The 17261-nt window shown below is 67.1% G+C and carries 15 protein-coding genes and 1 pseudogene; 5 read left to right on the top strand and 11 right to left on the bottom strand.

Going from position 1 to position 17261, the window contains the following annotated elements; all coding sequences use genetic code 11:
* Positions 1-30: 30 nt before the first annotated feature.
* Complete coding sequence (locus tag O0J73_RS15575; protein ID WP_308309097.1) at positions 31-747, bottom strand: SURF1 family protein; 717 nt, start codon at positions 745-747, stop codon at positions 31-33.
* Positions 748-804: 57 nt separating this feature from the next.
* On the opposite strand from O0J73_RS15575, the gene O0J73_RS15570 reads away from it, so the two are divergent.
* On the top strand, positions 805-1023 hold the full coding sequence (locus O0J73_RS15570) for a twin transmembrane helix small protein (RefSeq protein ID WP_008264755.1): 219 nt from the start codon (positions 805-807) through the stop codon (positions 1021-1023).
* 20 nt (positions 1024-1043) lie between these two features.
* Here the strand turns inward: O0J73_RS15570 and O0J73_RS15565 are convergent, their stop codons facing one another.
* From O0J73_RS15565 to O0J73_RS15540, 6 genes are read right to left on the bottom strand one after another with little or no spacing between them, the layout of a single operon-like run.
* On the bottom strand, positions 1044-1919 hold the full coding sequence (locus tag O0J73_RS15565) for a cytochrome c oxidase subunit 3 (protein ID WP_049457763.1): 876 nt from the start codon (positions 1917-1919) through the stop codon (positions 1044-1046).
* Positions 1920-1932: 13 nt separating this feature from the next.
* A complete protein-coding gene (locus O0J73_RS15560) occupies positions 1933-2523 on the bottom strand; it encodes a cytochrome c oxidase assembly protein (protein ID WP_197564862.1) in 591 nt (196 codons plus the stop codon).
* Positions 2520-2726 carry a hypothetical protein gene (locus O0J73_RS15555; RefSeq protein WP_004153897.1) on the bottom strand — a complete coding sequence of 69 codons (207 nt, stop codon included), beginning with the start codon at positions 2724-2726 and terminating at the stop codon, positions 2520-2522. Before O0J73_RS15555 ends, O0J73_RS15560 begins: the two co-directional genes overlap by 4 nt.
* A gap of 8 nt (positions 2727-2734) precedes the next feature.
* The gene (gene ctaD / locus O0J73_RS15550; protein WP_004153896.1) at positions 2735-4342 is read right to left on the bottom strand and encodes a cytochrome c oxidase subunit I; all 1608 of its coding nucleotides are present in this window, start codon (positions 4340-4342) and stop codon (positions 2735-2737) included.
* 59 nt (positions 4343-4401) lie between these two features.
* A complete protein-coding gene (gene coxB / locus O0J73_RS15545; protein WP_197564860.1) occupies positions 4402-5361 on the bottom strand; it encodes a cytochrome c oxidase subunit II in 960 nt (319 codons plus the stop codon).
* Positions 5362-5372: 11 nt separating this feature from the next.
* Entirely contained in the window at positions 5373-5849 is a 477-nt protein-coding gene (locus O0J73_RS15540; protein WP_004153894.1) for a DUF2244 domain-containing protein, read from the bottom strand.
* A 274-nt stretch (positions 5850-6123) separates the two neighbouring features.
* Here O0J73_RS15540 and putA point away from each other — a divergent pair, with 274 nt between their 5' ends.
* Entirely contained in the window at positions 6124-9342 is a 3219-nt protein-coding gene (gene putA, locus O0J73_RS15535) for a bifunctional proline dehydrogenase/L-glutamate gamma-semialdehyde dehydrogenase PutA (RefSeq protein ID WP_308309095.1), read from the top strand.
* A 56-nt stretch (positions 9343-9398) separates the two neighbouring features.
* Here the strand turns inward: putA and pnuC are convergent, their stop codons facing one another.
* Together pnuC and O0J73_RS15525 are read right to left on the bottom strand one after the other, a co-directional pair.
* Positions 9399-9980, bottom strand: a complete 582-nt coding sequence (pnuC, locus tag O0J73_RS15530; protein WP_308309094.1) for a nicotinamide riboside transporter PnuC — start codon at positions 9978-9980, stop codon at positions 9399-9401.
* Positions 9981-10087: 107 nt separating this feature from the next.
* A complete protein-coding gene (locus O0J73_RS15525) occupies positions 10088-11515 on the bottom strand; it encodes an outer membrane protein transport protein (protein WP_004153882.1) in 1428 nt (475 codons plus the stop codon).
* Between the two features lie 225 nt (positions 11516-11740).
* Here O0J73_RS15525 and O0J73_RS15520 point away from each other — a divergent pair, with 225 nt between their 5' ends.
* Positions 11741-12433, top strand: a complete 693-nt coding sequence (locus O0J73_RS15520) for a rhomboid family intramembrane serine protease (protein WP_004153881.1) — start codon at positions 11741-11743, stop codon at positions 12431-12433.
* Between the two features lie 82 nt (positions 12434-12515).
* Here the strand turns inward: O0J73_RS15520 and O0J73_RS15515 are convergent, their stop codons facing one another.
* On the bottom strand, positions 12516-13976 hold the full coding sequence (locus tag O0J73_RS15515) for a S41 family peptidase (RefSeq protein WP_308309092.1): 1461 nt from the start codon (positions 13974-13976) through the stop codon (positions 12516-12518).
* A 108-nt stretch (positions 13977-14084) separates the two neighbouring features.
* Positions 14085-15383, bottom strand: coding sequence for a peptidoglycan DD-metalloendopeptidase family protein (locus tag O0J73_RS15510; protein WP_049455972.1), 1299 nt, complete (start codon positions 15381-15383; stop codon positions 14085-14087).
* 95 nt (positions 15384-15478) lie between these two features.
* On the opposite strand from O0J73_RS15510, the gene O0J73_RS15505 reads away from it, so the two are divergent.
* Both O0J73_RS15505 and O0J73_RS15500 read left to right on the top strand, forming a co-directional pair.
* The gene (locus O0J73_RS15505; protein WP_004153877.1) at positions 15479-16141 is read left to right on the top strand and encodes a hypothetical protein; all 663 of its coding nucleotides are present in this window, start codon (positions 15479-15481) and stop codon (positions 16139-16141) included.
* Positions 16142-16225: 84 nt separating this feature from the next.
* Positions 16226-17188: pseudogene (locus O0J73_RS15500) on the top strand (aminopeptidase); the annotation flags it as partial.
* Positions 17189-17261: the final 73 nt, after the last annotated feature.

Genomic DNA, 17261 nt, shown 5'->3' with positions numbered 1-17261 from the left:
ATTCCGGGGGACGCCGGCCAGCGGCCGGCACTACCGGGCCACGGCGCGTCTCCTGCGCCGCTCCAGCACCAGCGCCACCACCAGCACGGTCAGGGCCAGCCCGAACCACTGCACCGCGTAGCCCAGGTGGCGCTGCGGCGGCAGCGTGTTCGGCAGCAGGTCCAGGTCGCGCTCATCGCCGAATGGCAGCGCCGGGTCTAGGCGCAGCACGCGGTCGGGTAGCGCCTGCAGCCCCAGCGCGCGGGCCAGGCCTTCGGCGGGCAGCCGGCTGGCCAGCCAGCGCCCGGCCTCACCGGTCGCGGAGAACGCCGGCCCCAGCGCCAACCCCGCCGACGGCGGCGGCGCCAGCAAGCCACGCACGGCTACCGGCGAAGGCGGCGCCGGCAGATCCGGCAAGGTGCGATCCGGTGGCAACGCGCGCCAACCGAGATCCACCAGCAGCACACTGCCGTCGTCACTGCGGAACGGGCGATAGATCTTCACTCCGGCGCGGCCATGCCGGGTCTGGTTGTCCAGCAGCACCACGCCAGGCAGGAAGCGGCCGTGGTCGGCCACGCCGTGCAGCGCACCGGGTGCCGCGAGTGCCTGCGCCAGCGGCAATGCCTGCGCCACTGCTGGACCCTGCGCATCCAACATTGCCTGTTTGGCATGCATGCGCTGCAGCTGCCACAGCCCCAATGCGCTGAAACCGGCCATCGCCAGCACCGCCAGCAGCCATCCGATCACGCGCGTGTGCTGGCGCATCATGACAAGTCCGCGCAAACGCGGTCAGATAGGCGCATCCACCCTGCCCACGAGCCGCGCATGAGTGATTCGCTGAAGACCCTGCTGGTAATCGCGTTTCTGATCGTCATCGTCTGGAATCTGGGCGCCGGCCTGTATTACCTGCTGGTCGACCGCGGCCAGACCAAGCGCACGGTCAACGCACTGACCCGCCGCATCGCGGTGTCTGTGGCCTTGATCGTACTGGTGATCGTGAGCATCTACATGGGCTGGATCAAACCGCACGGCATCGGTGGCTGACCCCACCGATCCGCGCGCGGTCAAAGCACGTAGACGAACAGGAACAGCATCAGCCACACCACGTCGACGAAGTGCCAGTACCACGCGGCGGCTTCGAAACCGAAATGGTTGTCGCGGGTGAAGTGGCCCTTTGCCGAACGCAGCCACATCACGATCAGCATGATCGTGCCCAGCAGCACGTGCGCGCCGTGGAAGCCGGTCAGCATGAAGAACGTCGAACCGTAGATGCCCGAGCCCAGCGTCAGGTTCAGTTCCTTGTAGGCGTGGATGTATTCCTCTGCCTGCAGGGTCAGGAAGCCGAGGCCGAGCACCACGGTCAGGCCCAGCCAGATCAGCAGCTGGCGGCGGTTGCCGGCCTTCAGTGCATGGTGGGCGATGGTCAGGGTTACGCCGGAGGTGAGCAGGATCAGCGTATTGATCAGCGGCAGGCCCCAGGCCGGGATGGTCTGGAACGCACCACCGATCGCCGCAGGACCATTGGTCGGCCATCCAGCGGAATAGCCCTGCCAGAGCAGCTCGTTGGTCATCACCCCGCGGCCTTCGCCGCTCAGCCACGACAGGCCGAGATTGCGGGTGTAGAACAGCGCGCCGAAGAAGGCGCCGAAGAACATCACTTCGGAGAAGATGAACCAGACCATGCCCATCCGGAACGAGCCGTCGACCTGGCGGTTGTAGTTGCCGGCCTGCGATTCGCGCACCACGTCGCTGAACCACCAGAACAGGGTCAGCACCAGCATCGCGATGCCGATGTAGAACGTCCAGCGGCCCCAGCTCGCATCGTTGAGCCAGCTGGCCACGCCGACCATGGTCACCATCATCGCGATGGAGCCCACGAACGGCCATTTGCTTTGGGCCGGGACAAAGTACACGTTGGCGTCGGTCGGTGTCTGGGCCATGTCGGTATCCGGGTCAGGGTGCGGCGTGCGCGCCTTCCGAGGTGGCGGCCGGGGCCAGCCGATCGGACAACGCGTCGTTGCGGTAGAAGGTATAGGACAAGGTGATCGTCCTGATTTCCGGCGGCAGGTCCGGATCGACGATGAAGCGCACCGGCATGTCGCGCTTCTCGCCGGCCTGCAGCGTCTGCGCGGTGAAACAGAAGCACTCGGTCTTGCTGAAGAAGCCCGACGCGCGTGCCGGTGCCACCGAAGGCACGGCACTTCCCACCACGGCCTGCGTGCTGTCGTTGCGGGCAAAGTACAGCGCTTCGTTGAGCTCGCCCGGCACCACGTCCATGGTCAGCTGCTCGGGATGGAACGACCATGGCAGGCGCGAATTGACGCCGCCATCGAACTCGACGCGCACGGTACGCTTGCCGGCCACCGCGCCCGTGCTGGCCTCGCTGCCGGGGCCGCGCTCCAGGCGCACGCCGAACACCTTCTCGCAGGCGATGCGATACAGCGGCACCAGCGAGAACGTCAGCAGGAACACCGCTACCGCCACGCCGATCAGGCGCGGCAACCCGGCGCTGCGTGACGGGGTGCTGGCGGGCGTCTCGCTCATCGGCCGATCACCCCGCTGAGGATGAAACCGACGTAGACCAGCACGGCGATGGCGCCGACCCAGGCAGCGGTACGCTTGGCACGCTGGCGCTGCTGTTCGATGCCGTTGCTCTCGCCGTGGTGGAGCCGACCGCTGGTCGGCTGCTCTTCGCGAGTCGACTGACCGTCGACCCTACCGATCGGAAGCGGGCTCTCGTTATGCATGCCCCACCTCAATGCGTGATGTCGTCATGCGCCAGGTCGCCCGGGCGGATGGTCGGCGGTGTGGTGAAGGTGTGCGCCGGTGCCGGCGACGGCAGCGTCCATTCCAGGCCGCGCGCGCCTTCCCAGCTGCGTGCCTCGGCCTTTTCACCGTTGCGCAGCGAGGACAGCAGGATCGCCGCCATCATGAACGGGGTGACGAACATGCCGAACGCACCGATCGAGCTGATCAGGTTCCAGTCGGCAAAGGCCACGCTGTAGTCGGGAATGCGGCGCGGCATGCCGGCCAGGCCGAGGAAGTGCTGCGGGAAGAACAGCAGGTTGACGAACACGATCGACCACCAGAAGTGCACCTTGGCCCACTTCTCGCTGTACATGCGCCCGGTCCACTTCGGCCACCAGTAGTACACCGCGGCGATCAGCGCGAACACCGCGCCGGTTACCAGCACGTAGTGGAAGTGCGCCACCACGAAGTAGGTGTCGTGGTATTGGAAGTCCGCCGCCACGATCGCCAGCATCAGGCCGGAGAAGCCACCGATGGTGAACAGGATGACGAAGGCCACCGACCACAGCATCGGCGCCTCGAACGTCAGCGAGCCACGCCACATGGTGCTGACCCAGTTGAACACCTTCACGCCGGTCGGGATCGAGATCAGCATGGTGGCGAACATGAAGTAGATCTCGCCGCCCAGCGGCATGCCCACCGTGAACATGTGGTGGGCCCAGACGATGAACGACAGGAACGCGATCGCGGCGGTGGCGTACACCATCGCCTGGTAGCCGAACAGCGGCTTGCGGCTGAAGGTCGGGATGATCTCGCTGACCACGCCGAAGGCGGGCAGGATCATGATGTAGACCTCGGGGTGCCCGAAGAACCAGAAGATGTGCTGGTACATCACCGGGTCACCGCCACCGGCGGCGTTGAAGAAGCTGGTACCGAAGAACTTGTCGGTCAGCAGCATGGTCACCGCGCCGGCCAGCACCGGCATCACCGCGATCAGCAGGAACGCGGTGATCAGCCAGGCCCAGCAGAAGATCGGCATCTTCAGCAGGTCGATGCCCGGCGCGCGCATGTTCAGCACGGTGGCGATGATGTTGATCGCGCCCATGATCGAACTGATGCCGGCCACGTGGATCGCGAACACGCTGAAGGCCACGTTGTAGCCACCCTGCAGCGACAGCGGCGGGTACAGCGTCCAGCCACCGGCCGGCGCACCACCGGGCAGGAACAGGGTCAGCAGCAGCAGGCTGAAGGCCACCGGCAGCAGCCAGAACGACCAGTTGTTCATGCGCGGCAGCGCCATGTCCGGCGCGCCGATCTGCAGCGGGATCATCCAGTTGGCCAGGCCGACGAAGGCCGGCATCACGCCACCGAAGATCATCACCAGCGCATGCACGGTGGTCATCTGGTTGAAGAACTCGGGCTTGACGAACTGCAGGCCCGGCTGCGCCAGCTCGGCGCGGATCACCACGCTCATCGCCGCACCGATGATGAACATGATGAAGCTGAAACCCAGGTACAGCGTGCCGATGTCCTTGTGGTTGGTCGAGAAGAACCAACGCTCGAAGAAACTCTGCTGGTGATGGTGATCGTCGTGCCCAACTGCCGAGTGCGCCATTGCAAAACACCTCTCAGAATCGGTTGTCACCGCAGCCGCAGGCGGCCACGGGCTTTACATCACGCGCCGCTGGCTGCGGTGGCAGGTGCGCTGGTGGCGTCCGCCGCAGCGGGGGCGGCAGGCGCCTCACCGGCCGGCGCCGCGGGTTCTGCCGGTGCCGCAGGCGTCGCAGGCGCAGGCGCGGGCGGCGGCGCCGGCTTGCGCTGCGCCAGCCACTGCTTGAATTCCTCCTTGGACACCGCCTCGACCACGATCGGCATGAAGCCATGGTCCTTGCCGCACAGCTCGGCGCACTGGCCGCGGTACACGCCGGGCTGCTCGATGCTGGTCCACGCTTCATTGATGAAGCCGGGGATGGCGTCCTGCTTCCAGCCCAGCGCCGGCACCCACCAGGCATGGATCACGTCGTCGGAGGTGATGACGAAGCGCACCTTGGTATCCACCGGCAGCACCAGCCGGTTGTCCACGTCCAGCAGGTAATGCGGATGGCTCTCGCGGGTCGGCACGATGCCGCTCTGCCGCACGCGGTCGGACTCGCGGTCCAGGCGGCTGGTGAAGGTGACATTCTCGCCGAGGTATTCGTACTTCCACATCCACTGGTAGCCGGTGACCTTCACCGTCATCTCGGCATCGCGGGTGTCGTACATCTTGATCAGGTTGGCCGTGGCCGGCCATGCCATCACGATCAGGATGATCACCGGGATCACCGTCCAGATCACCTCGGCCTTGGTGTTGTGGCTGAAGGTGGCGGCCACCGCGCCCTTGGATTTGCGGAACTTGAAGATGGCGTAGGCCATCGCCCCGAACACGATGACGCCGATCACCGTGCAGATGATCAACGAGAGGTTGTTCGATTCCCAGGCCAGGCGCGAGGTCTGGGTCACCCCCTTGCCCATGTTCAGCTGCCACGGCTTGGGATCGGCCGCCTGGGCCCATGCCAATGCCGGAACCAGTCCCCCGGCCACCGTGGCGGCGACCGCTGCAACGCACTTCGTGCCCCACCTGCTGCTTTGCTTCATTGCCTAGACCCTTAGCGTCGTCGGTTGCCGCCATCGCTGGCGGCGAGCAAGCTTTCAAGTGTCTCTGCAAGCGTCTGACGTTCGGCCGGCGCGAGGAAACTCCCCACCTCCACCTGCCGGCCGCTGGATGCCAGCCGGACCCTCTCATCGTCGGTGAGCAGGCGCACCCAGTGGGGGTGGGCCCGGAACACCGGCGATCCACCGGGTACGGGGATGACCTCCACGTACGCCGGCACTACCCGGATCTCCTCCTGCCGTTCTCCGCTGCGCCACAAGGCACGCAGCGCCGCCGCCAGCACCAGGCTGTACAGCAGCGCGAACAGGGGGGCGAATGCATTGCCGGCCAACCACCCGAGGGCGGACACCAGCCACATCGCACCCGACAACACGGTGAACAACAGGACGAACTGCCGGGCATCGAGCGCCCGTGGGGGACGCAGCCGCAGCTGCGTACCTGACCCATCCGGAGCTGGAAGCACCTCGATCATGTCGCAACCGCGTTCCTGCCGCGGGAAACGACTCGATGGTAGCCCCGCCCTCTCGCCCGTAGCAAGGGTGCATTCACACTTTTCCCCATGCTGCAACACAGCATGAGGTCGGCGGCACGAATGACGAATTCAGCACAAATATTGTCGAGCCTGCTGAACACGCTGAATCCACCGCAGCCAGAGGCTATCAGCACTTCACGAAGGTGGCTGCGGGGCACTTCCGGAACCCGGAAAAATGATTAAAATCGCCAAGTTTTCCACTGGCCGGACCGGCATGAACGCACCCTCCTCCTCCCCTGCCGCCAGCGACGCCCCGCGTCCCGGCGCGCTGCTGTCGCCGGAACTGCCGGCGTCCCCCAACCCGTTCCGCCAGGCCATCACCGATGCCTGGTTGAAGGACGAGGCCAGCCACGTGCGCGATCTTCTGGCGCAGGCGCGCCTGCCCGCCGAGGAGCAGGCCAGGGTGCAGGCGCTGGCCGCCGACCTGGTCGGCCGGGTGCGCGTGCGCGCCAAGGACCAGGGCGCGATCGAAGCCTTCATGCGCCAGTACGACCTGGGCAGCGAGGAAGGCGTGCTGCTGATGTGCGTGGCCGAGGCGCTGCTGCGCATTCCGGACCAGGACACCGCCGACAAGCTGATCCGCGACAAGCTGGCCGACGCCGACTGGGAAAAGCACCTGGGCGGCAGCGACTCGGTGCTGGTCAACGCCTCCACCTGGGGCCTGATGCTGACCGGCAAGCTGGTGCAGATGAACGACGCCACCCGCGCCGATGCGCCCAGCGCGTTCAAGCGCCTGGTCGGCCGCGTCGGTGAGCCGGTGGTGCGCCTGGCCGTGCGCCAGGCGATGAAGATCATGGGCCACCAGTTCGTCATGGGCCGCACGATCAGCGAAGCGCTGTCGCGCTCGCACAAGGGTGACAACGCAGACTACCGCTACTCGTTCGACATGCTGGGCGAAGGTGCGCTGACCATGAAGGACGCGCTGCGCTACCTGGAAGACTACCGTCGTGCGATCCACGCCATCGGCGGCGATCACAAGGCACGCGGCGGCCGTCCGGACGGCGACGTCAACAACGCCCCGGGCATCTCGATCAAGCTGTCGGCGCTGTACCCGCGCTACGAGCACGCCAAGCGCGAGCGCGTGCTGAAGGACCTGGTGCCGGGCGTGCTGGAACTGGCGCAGCTGGCCAAGAGCTACGGCATCGGCTGCACCGTCGACGCCGAAGAATCCGACCGCCTGGAACTGTCGCTGGACATCATCGAACAGGTGTTCGGCGATGCCTCGCTGGCGGGCTGGGATGGCTTCGGCGTGGTCGTGCAGGCCTACCAGAAGCGCACGCCGTACACGATCGACCACCTGGCCGACATGGCGCGCCGCGCCGGTCGTCGCCTGCAGGTGCGCCTGGTCAAGGGCGCCTACTGGGATGCCGAGATCAAGCGCGCGCAGATCGAAGGCTACCCGGGCTACCCGGTGTTCACCCGCAAGCAGAACACCGACGTGTCCTACCTGGCCTGCGCCAAGCGCCTGTTCACCCATGCCGACGCGATCTACCCGATGTTCGCCACGCACAACGCGCACACCATCGCCGCGGTGCGCAGCATCGCCAACGGTGGCGTGTACGAGCACCAGAAGCTGCACGGCATGGGCGACGACCTGTACGCCGAAGTGGTGCCGGCCGACCGCCTCGGCCTGCCCTGCCGCGTGTATGCGCCGGTCGGTTCGCATGAAGACCTGCTGCCGTACCTGGTGCGCCGCCTGCTGGAAAACGGCGCCAACTCCAGCTTCGTCAACCGCATCACCGACGAACGCGTGCCGATCGCCGACCTGATCCGCGATCCGGTCGAGATGGTCGCCTCGTTCGCCTCGATCCCCCACCCGAAGATCCCGCTGCCGGTTGACCTGCTGCGCAGCCAGAACCACGACAGGAAGAACTCCATGGGCGCCAACCTCGCCAACGACAACGAACTGCGCGCCCTGGCCGAGCAGATCAACGCCGCCGTGAAGCCCTGGCAGGCCGCCCCGCTGGTGCCGGGTGCGAACCCGGCCGGCGCCGCGCTGCCAGTGACCAACCCGGCCGACACCCGTGAAGTGGTCGGCCAGTGGCTGGCCGCCGATGCCGACACCGTGCAGAAGGCCCTCGCCAATGCCGTGGCCGCGCAGCCAGCCTGGAACCGCACCCCGGCCGCCAGCCGCGCCGCCATCCTCGAGCACGCCGCCGACCAGCTGGAAGCACGCATGCCGGAGTTCATGGCGCTGTGCGTGAAGGAAGCCGGCAAGAGCCTGCCCGACAGCATCGCCGAAGTGCGCGAAGCGGTGGACTTCCTGCGCTACTACGCCAAGCAGGCGCGCGAGCAGTTCAGCCACGCCGAGAAGCTGCCGAGCCCGACTGGTGAATCCAACGAACTGCAGCTGCACGGCCGCGGCGTGTTCGTCTGCATCAGCCCGTGGAACTTCCCGCTGGCGATCTTCCTGGGCCAGGTGGCCGCCGCACTGGCCGCCGGCAACAGCGTCATCGCCAAGCCGGCCGAACAGACCAACCTGATCGGCTACTACGCGGTGAAGCTGCTGCACGACGCCGGCGTGCCGGCCGAGGTGGTGCAGTTCCTGCCGGGCGACGGCGCCACCGTCGGTGCCGCGCTGACCGCCGACCCGCGCGTGGCCGGCGTGGCCTTCACTGGTTCCACCGACACCGCCCGTGCGATCAACCGCGCGATGGCCGCCCGCGACGCCGCCATCGGCGTGCTGATTGCCGAGACCGGTGGCCAGAACGCCTTCATCGCCGACTCCTCGGCGCTGCCGGAACAGCTGGTCAAGGACGCCATCGGTTCGGCCTTCACCTCCGCCGGCCAGCGTTGCTCGGCCGCGCGCGTGCTGTTCGTGCAGGACGACATCGCCGACAAGGTGATGACCATGCTGGCTGGTGCGATGAAGGAACTGAAGGTCGGCAACCCGGGCCTGCTGTCCACCGACGTCGGCCCGGTGATCGACGCCGATGCACTGAAGATCCTGCAGGACCACGCCGTGCGCATGGACCGCGAAGCACGCCTGATCGCCGCCGCCGAGCTGTCCGCAGAAGCCGCCAACGGCACCTTCTTCGCACCGCGCGCGTATGAGCTGAGGGACCTGGGCCAGCTGCACAAGGAAATCTTCGGGCCGGTGCTGCACGTGATCCGCTGGAAGGGCGACCAGCTCGACGCGGTGATCGACCAGATCAACGCCACCGGCTACGGCCTGACCCTGGGCGTGCATTCGCGCATCGACGAAACCGTTGATCGCATCAGCAACGGTGTCCACGTCGGCAACGTCTACGTCAACCGCAACCAGATCGGTGCGGTGGTCGGCGTGCAGCCGTTCGGCGGCCAGGGCCTGTCCGGCACCGGCCCGAAGGCCGGTGGCCCGCACTACCTGCTGCGCTTCGCCACCGAGAAGACGGTGACGGTGAACACCACCGCCGCGGGCGGCAACGCCTCGCTGCTGACCCTGGGCGACTGATCGCCCGGTTGATGCAGTAAAACGAAAGACCCCGCGAAAGCGGGGTTTTTCTTTGCTCAACGTGCCTCGTCGCGCATCAGGTTGCGCCAATGGCGCAGCGCCACCAGCGCGTTGATCCAGAAGCCGACATACAGGATCGAGGTCAGGTGCAGGCCACGGCTGTAGTACAGCGGCACCGCCACGGTGTTCACCAGCAGCCACACCCACCACGATTCCAGCTTGCGCCGCATCATCAGGATCTGCGCGATCACGCTCAGCACCAGCACCGCCGAATCGATGTACGGCGCGTAGGCGTTGGTCAGGCGGGTCAACATCCAGCCATAACCGAAGGTGGCCACCACCGCCAACGGCGCCAGCCAGGCCCACGCACGCGGGCGCAGCGCGGTGATCGGCAGCGGCGAACCATGGTCGCCACGCAGCCACTGCCACCAGCCCAGCACGCTGATGGCGATGAAGAAGAACTGCAGCACCATGTCCGCGTACAGATGCGAGCGTTCGAACACCGCTGCGAACAGTGCACAGCCGACGATGCCCAGCCACCAGGTGTGCACGTTGTTGCGGCCGGCCAGCAGGATCGAGCCGGCGACGGCGATGTTGGCAGCCAGCTCCAGCTGGAAGTTCGGGTCGGACAGGTTCATCGCCCTATTGTCATGGATCCGCGCCCTGCAGGGAGGGCACGCCATGAAAAAGGAAAGGCCCCGCTTGCGCGGGGCCCTCCATGTCCTGCTTCAGGCGATCGCCTGGATCAGAACTTGTACTGCATCGAAGCTGCCAGCACGTCGCCGCTGACCTTGTACTTGCCGGTCACGGTGTTGGCCGTGGCCGAGGTCGAGGTGATGTTCGGATCCTTGGTGAACAGGTGGGTGTAGCCCACGCTGTATTCCATCTTGTCCGAAGCCGCGTAGGTCAGACCCAGCGACAGCCACTTGCGGGTGGTGTCCGGCACGCGCACGTCACGATGGGCGTCGGTGGTCGGGGTCTGGTCATAGGCGAGACCGCCGCGCAGGGTCAGCTTCTCGTTCATGCGGTACTCGGTACCGATCGACGCGAAGGTGGTGTCGCGGTAGTGGAACGGCAGCACGCTGTCCGGCTGGTTGGAGTCATAGTCGACGGTGACCTGGTCGAACTTGCTCCACGCGGTGCGCGAGACGTCGGCCATGATCTTCCACTGGTCGTTCACGCGGTGCGAGATGCTCATCGTGGCGCTGGCCGGCAGCGTGATGGTGGCGCGACCGTTGCTGTCGATGAAGGTGCCCGGGCCTGCGGACGCCAGGAAGGCAGCCGCGTTCTGCGGGATGGTGAAGTCAGCCTTGCCGTCGGTGATCTTGTGCTCGACCTCGGAGCGGTAGCTGAAGGCGATGTTGGTGCCTTCCACCGGGCTGACGGTCACGCCCAGGGTGTAACCCATGGACACTTCGTCACCCTTGATGCGCAGGTAGCCATCGGCGGTACCCGGGGCGAAGCCCTGCTGGGCCATGGCCACGGCGGCCTGGCGCGAAGCGGCAGCGGCCTGGGCCGGGGTGCCACCAGCGGCCAGAACGGCAGCGGCAGCCTTCTGCTGGGCGCTGGCATTGATCGCGGTGCCGGTGTCGACGGCGCTGGTCAGGTCGACGTTCAGGCGTTCGGCGAACACCGAAGCACCGAACGACAGGTACGGGTTGACGTCATAGGAGAACGCGACGCCCAGGTCGATTGCCTGCAGCTCGGTCTTGACGCCGTTGTAGCGGCCAACCCAGTCGCGGTCGTATTCGGTCTTGAAGCCGAACGGCACGGTCAGCGAAGCGCCGAAGTGCATGTTCTCCTTCTCGCCGAACGGCAGGTGGAAGTAGGCGGCCGGAACCGGGGCGATCATGCCGGCGTCGCCGCCGTTGCCGCCGGAAATCGGAGCGCCGTTGCCATACTTGCCCTGGCCGCGGAACTTGGCGCCGAAGCTGATGGCGCTGACGTCGCCCTGCAGCATGGTGCCATCGAGCAGGCGCATGGAAGCCGGGTTGGTGGCGATGACCGAGGCGTCACCTTCGGCAGCGGTGGAGCCGGCGAACGCACGGCCGAGGCCCTTGGCACTGTTTTCCTTCAGCTGGAAGGCGGCGGCGTTGGCATCGGCGGCGGCCAGCGCACCGGCAACGCCGACGGCCAGCAGGGTCAAACGGGCAATGGTGGAAGCGGTTTGCATCGTAGTTCTCTCTCCGGTAAGCGGTGATGGTGCTCTGAGTGCGCCTGCGCCCGGCAGGCCCTGGGGCCCTTCGGAGCGCGCCGGATTCCCCTCCCGACATACGACGCCGTATGCGAGTATTACCCAGAGCTGTTAATGAAACAATAACAGCGCCGGCGGTTTTTTCGTCTCAAAAGCTGAACAGGACCATCCCCGCCACAAGCGCCCGCACGCTAGGCTAATGCCATGTTCGTCTCCCTCCCGTCGCGCAAGAAGGCGGCCCTGCGCTGGGCCACGCCCGTGCTGTTTGCGGCATTGTGGCTCGCGTTCCTGTGGTCGATCTCGCGCCCGGACGATGCCCGCGGCAGCCTCTGGCTGGACTGGGGCGCGCTGTCCACCGGCCTGACCCACCCGCTGGACTGGTGGGCGACTCTGCAGGATGGCAGCGTGCTGCGCCTTTTCACTGCCCTGTTCCTGCACGCGGACTGGTCACACCTGTTGGGCAACCTGGTGTTCCTGCTGATCTTCGGCCTGCCCGCCGAGCGCGTGCTGGGGCCGTGGCGGTTGCTGCTGCTGTTCCTGGTCGGCGGCGCGGTGTCCAACCTTGTGGCGATCTACACCATGGGCAGCCCGGACCAGATCATCATCGGCGCCAGCGGAGCGGTTTCGGCGCTGATCGGCGCCTACCTGGCCCTGTTCCCCGGCGCCCGGCTGGGCGTGGTGATCCCGCTCGGCCTGTTCCTGGAGTTCGTGCGCGCCCCGGCCTACCTGCTGATCGGCGTGTGGGCCGCACTGCAGGTGGTGTTCGCGCATATCGGCCCCAGCTTCGGCATGGTGGCCTGGTGGGCGCACATCGGCGGCTTCGTGTTCGGCCTGCTGTATGGCGTGTACGTGCGCGCGGCCATCGCGCGCCGGCTGCGCAAGCGCCACGGCTTCTGACTTACCGGGGTCGTGCCGGCCGCTGGCCGGCTCCACGCTCACCCGCTCGTAGATCAGTCGAGCATGGCTCGACTCTACAGAATCAAGGCTTGGCCGGGACCGGTGCGGGCTTGGCTTCCGGCGCGCTGTCCGCCTTCGGTTCCGGCTTGGCTTCGGGCTTGGCTTCGGGCTTGGCCGCGGCGGCCTTCGCGGCCTTGGCCGCCTCCGCCTTGGCGGCTTCGGCCTTCAGGCGTGCAGCCACCGAACCCGGGTTCTTCAGTTCGGCCAGCGCATCGTTGATCGGGCCGTCACCCGGCAACACGGCACCGGCGCGGTAGCCCTCGGTACCCTCATCGTCACCGCGCAGATGACCCGGCAGTGTCGCTTCGCTGTAGTCGCTGAGGCTGGCCGGCAGTGCATCCTCGGCCGGCGTGGCGGCAGGTTTCAATTCAACGTCCGGCACGATGCCGGTGGCCTGGATCGACTTGCCACTGGGCGTGTAATAGCGCGCGGTGGTCAGCTTCACCGAATCTCCGTTGTCCAGCGGCAGCACGGTCTGCACCGAACCCTTGCCGAAGGTACGACTGCCGACCACGCGGGCGCGCTTGTTGTCGCGCAGCGCGCCGGCCAGCACTTCCGAGGCACTGGCCGAACCGGCATCGGCCAGCACCACCACCGGTGCGCCCTTCAGCAGGTCGCCGGGGGTCGCATCGAACCGTGCGTCGCTGATGCTGATGCGGCCACGGGTGCTGACAATGTTGCCCTTGTCGAGCAGATCATCGGCCACCTGCACCGCGGCGGTCAGCAGGCCGCCCGGGTTGCTGCGCAGGTCCAGCACCAGGCCCTTGAGCTGGCCGCCGGACTGCTTCTGCAGCTGCTGCACATGCTTCTGGAAATCCGAACCGGTATCGGCCTGGAAGGTGCTCAGGCGGATGTAGCCATACCCCGGCTCCAGCAGGCGGCTGCGCACGCTGGTCACGCGGATGGTCTGCCGGGTGAGGCTGACGTCGAACGGCTTCGGCTTGCCTTCGCGCACGATGGTCAGCACCACCTTGCTGCCGGCCGGGCCGCGCAGCGGCTCGCTGGCGTCGATCGCGCTGATCGGCTTGCCGTCGATGGCGATGATCAGGTCACCGGCGAGGATGCCGGCCTTGGCTGCCGGCGTGTCGTCGATCGGCGAGATCACCTTCATGCTGGCGTTGTCCGGCTGCTGCTGCAGCTCCACGCCGATACCCTCGTAAGCGCCGTTGGCCTGCTCGTCGAAGGCCTGCGCGTCTTCCTTGTTGAAGTAGGTGCTGTGCGGATCGAGATCGAGCAGCAGGCCACGCACCGCTGACTGCATCAGCTTCTTGTCGTCCACCGGATCGACGTAGGCGGCACGCACCGCGTTGTACACGGCCACGAAACGGCGGATTTCCTCCAGCGGAACCTTCGAGGTTACCGCCTCCTCGCTGTTCGCTGCCTGCCCGCTGGTTTCCTGGCTCGGGGCGGGCGCGGTCTGCTGCGCCCAGGACAGCGCTGGCAACAAGGCCAGCAAGAGGGTGGCGGTACGGGCTGCGCGCATGGATCACTCCTGTCGACGGTGGCATCGTGCCCAAGGCACATGCGCCGATTATGCGCGAAGCACAGCTAAATTCCCGTTGAATCCGCCCGTCACGCGACGGCGCCGGATTCAGCGCCGCTGCAGCCAGCTGTCCGGATTGACCGGCTGCCCGCCACGACGCAGCTCGAAGTACAGCGCGGTCACGCCCTGGCCGCCGGAATTGCCGACCTTGGCCACCGCATCGCCGCGGCTGACCCGTGCGCCGGCATCCTTCAGCAGGGTGTCGTTGTGCGCGTACAGGCTCATGTAGCCGTTGCCGTGGTCGACGATCAGGATCATGCCGTAGCCGGTCATCCAGTCGGAGAACACCACCGTGCCATCGGCCACGGCGGTGACGGTGCTGCCGGCGGGCGCGCCGATCAGCACGCCGCTGCTGGTGCGCCCGTCGGGCAGCTTGCCGCCGTAGCGGGCCAGCAGATTGCCCGACAACGGCCAGCCCAGTCCGCCCACCTTCGGTGCCGGTGCCGAGGCCACCGCGGGCGGCACCTTGGTCGGCGGTGGCGGGCGGCCTTCCGCTTTGGCCTGGCGTGCGGCCTTCTCGGCGGCGGCTTTCTCGGCAGCGGCGCGGCGCGCGGCGGCACGACGCTCGGCTTCGGCACGGGCCGCCGCGGCACGCAGGTTGGCCAGCAGCGTTTCCAGCGCCTTTGCATCCTGGCCCAGCGCCTGTTCCTTCTCGCGCTGGTCCTTGAAGCGTTCGTCCAGCGAGGCCACGGTCTGCGCCCGATCACGGCGATCGGCCGCCAGGGTGGCCGCCTGCTGTTTCTGGTCACGCTGCGCGCCCTGCAGCTTCTGCTGGCGTTCGGCGATCTGCGTTTGCAGCGCTTCCAATTCCTTCAGGTCGGCGGTCAGGGTGGTGATGCGCTGCGCGCGTTCGCGCTGCAGATAGCGGTGGTAGGCCAGGGCACGGTTGGCATCGGCCACGGTGTCCTGCGACAGCAGCAGCTTCAGCGGTGCGTGGTTGCCCAGCTGATAGGCCGCGCGCAGCAGGCCGGCCAGTTCGCGGTGCTGCTGGGCCAGGTTGTTCTGCAGGCTGCTGCGGCGCTGCTCGGCTTCGGCCAGGGCACGGCTCTGCTCACGCAGTGCGGTCTCGGTCTGCGCAAGCGCGCGTGCGCTGCGGGCCACCTTCTCGTCGGCCTCGCGCAGTTGCTGTGACGCCTGGCCGCGCTGGCCTTCGATCTGACGACGCTCCTGCGCCACGCCTTTCAGTTCGGTACGCAGCTTCTGCAGCTTGCGCTCGGTCTCACGGGTGGTCTGCGCCGCGGCGGGCAGTGGCAGGGCCAGCGCGATCGCCAGCGCCAACAGCAGGCAGCGCCCGCCGCGGGCAGCGGCGATGTGATGTCGGCGTGATGGGAAGACGTTGTCGCGCAAGGGCTTTCCAGTGACTTCAGGCAGTTGCGGGGGCTACCGGGGAATGGTGACATCTCCGCACGCGGCCTGCCAGCCGCACATCCATCGAGGTCCCCATGAAAACTCTTTCCATTCCGCTGCTGTTGGGCGTCCTGCTCGCCGCCGGCCCGGTCGGCGCCCAGGACAACATCAGCAAGGTCAACGGTAGCATCAGCGCTGAACCCGGCCAGCGCTACGGCAAGCTGGACACGGTCAACGGCGGCATCCGCGTTGGCGAAGGCGTCGAGACCGGCAGCATCGACACCGTCAATGGCGGAGTGAAGGTGGCCGACCGCGCACGCACCGGCAAGATCGAGACGGTCAATGGCGGTGTGCGCCTCGGCCGCGAGGTCATTGCGCGTGGCAGCGTCAGCACGGTCAACGGCAGCATCTTCAGCGACCGTGGCAGCCAGATCGAAGGCGGCGTTGAAACCGTGAACGGTGGCATCGGCCTGGTCGAAAGCCGCGTCGGCAAGGATGTGGAGACCGTCAACGGTGACATCACCGTGGGAATCGGCTCGCAGGTCAACGGCGGTGTGCACGTCCGCAAGCCCAACTTCAGCGTCTCGCTGACTGCCAGCCGCAAGCCGCGCGTGATCATCGGCCCGAATGCCGTGGTCAATGGCCCCCTGCAGTTCGAACGCGAGGTGGTGCTGTACGTGCACCGCAGCGCCCGCATCGGGCCGGTCACCGGCGCCGAGCCGATCCCGTTCGACACCGAAACCGCCCCGGCGGACTGAGCCACCGCGCCGTTCGGTCCGGTGATCCTCGCCCAACCGGTCGTGCAGAACGTACGGCCACCCTTTGTTACCCAGGAATCGACGATGCCCCGCAAACTCCTCCTGTGCCTGGCCGCCGCGGCCGCGCTCAGTGCCTGCAAAGGCGAAGACACGCCGGCCGCCGCGCCAGCCACCGGCACTGCGGCCGCCAAGCCCGCCACCCATCAGTTCTCGCCGGACATCAATGCCGGCGACTTCGCCGAGATGGTCAAGACCCTGGCCTCGGATGAGTTCGAAGGCCGCGCCCCGGGCAGCAAGGGCGAAGAGCTGACGGTCAACTACATCCGCGACCAGATGCAGCGCATCGGCCTGCAGCCCGGCAACGGCGACAGCTGGTTCCAGGACGTGCCGATGACCGAGACCACGGCCGACGAATCGACCGTGCTGAAGATCACCCAGGGCGGCAAGACCACCGAGCTGAAGTTCGGCACCGACATGGTGGTCGGCACGCGTACCGGCCAGGCCGAGGTCAAGGTCGATGCCAGCGACCTGGTGTTCGTCGGCTACGGCGTCGATGCGCCGGAACAGAAGTGGAACGACTACGCCGGCCAGGACTGGAAGGGAAAGACGGTTGTCATGTTCGTCAACGACCCCGGCTTCCACGTCGATGACGATAAGCTGTTCGACGGCAAGCGCATGACCTACTACGGCCGCTGGACCTACAAGTTCGAAGAGGCCGCGCGCAAGGGCGCCGCCGCCGCGCTGATTGTGCACGACACCGCCGGCGCCTCCTATGGCTGGGATGTGGTGAAGAACTCCTGGGCCGGCCCGCAGTACGACCTGCCCGCCAAGGATGATCCGGACGCCCGCATCCCGGTGCAGGGCTGGCTGAGTGCGGAGGCCGCCAAGGCGCTGTTCGCCGGTGCCGGCCTGGATCTGGCGCAGGCCTACAAGGACGCCAGCAAGCGCGGTTTCAAGCCGGTGCCACTGAAGGCCACTGCGGCGGTTGATCTGAAGAGCCGGATCGCGCAGAAGCAGTCGCGCAACGTGGTGGGCGTGCTGCCGGGCTGACCTGCCCCCTTTCTCAGGGCCACTAGCTACTTAGTAGAGTCCAGGTTGGGGAGCATACCGCTCCGGTGGG

The sequence above is a fragment of the Stenotrophomonas sp. Sm6012 genome, assembly GCF_030985895.1.
GTDB lineage: Bacteria > Pseudomonadota > Gammaproteobacteria > Xanthomonadales > Xanthomonadaceae > Stenotrophomonas > Stenotrophomonas forensis.
The sequence above is the reverse complement of the archived record's forward strand: the minus strand, read 5'-3'. Positions and strand labels throughout refer to the sequence as shown.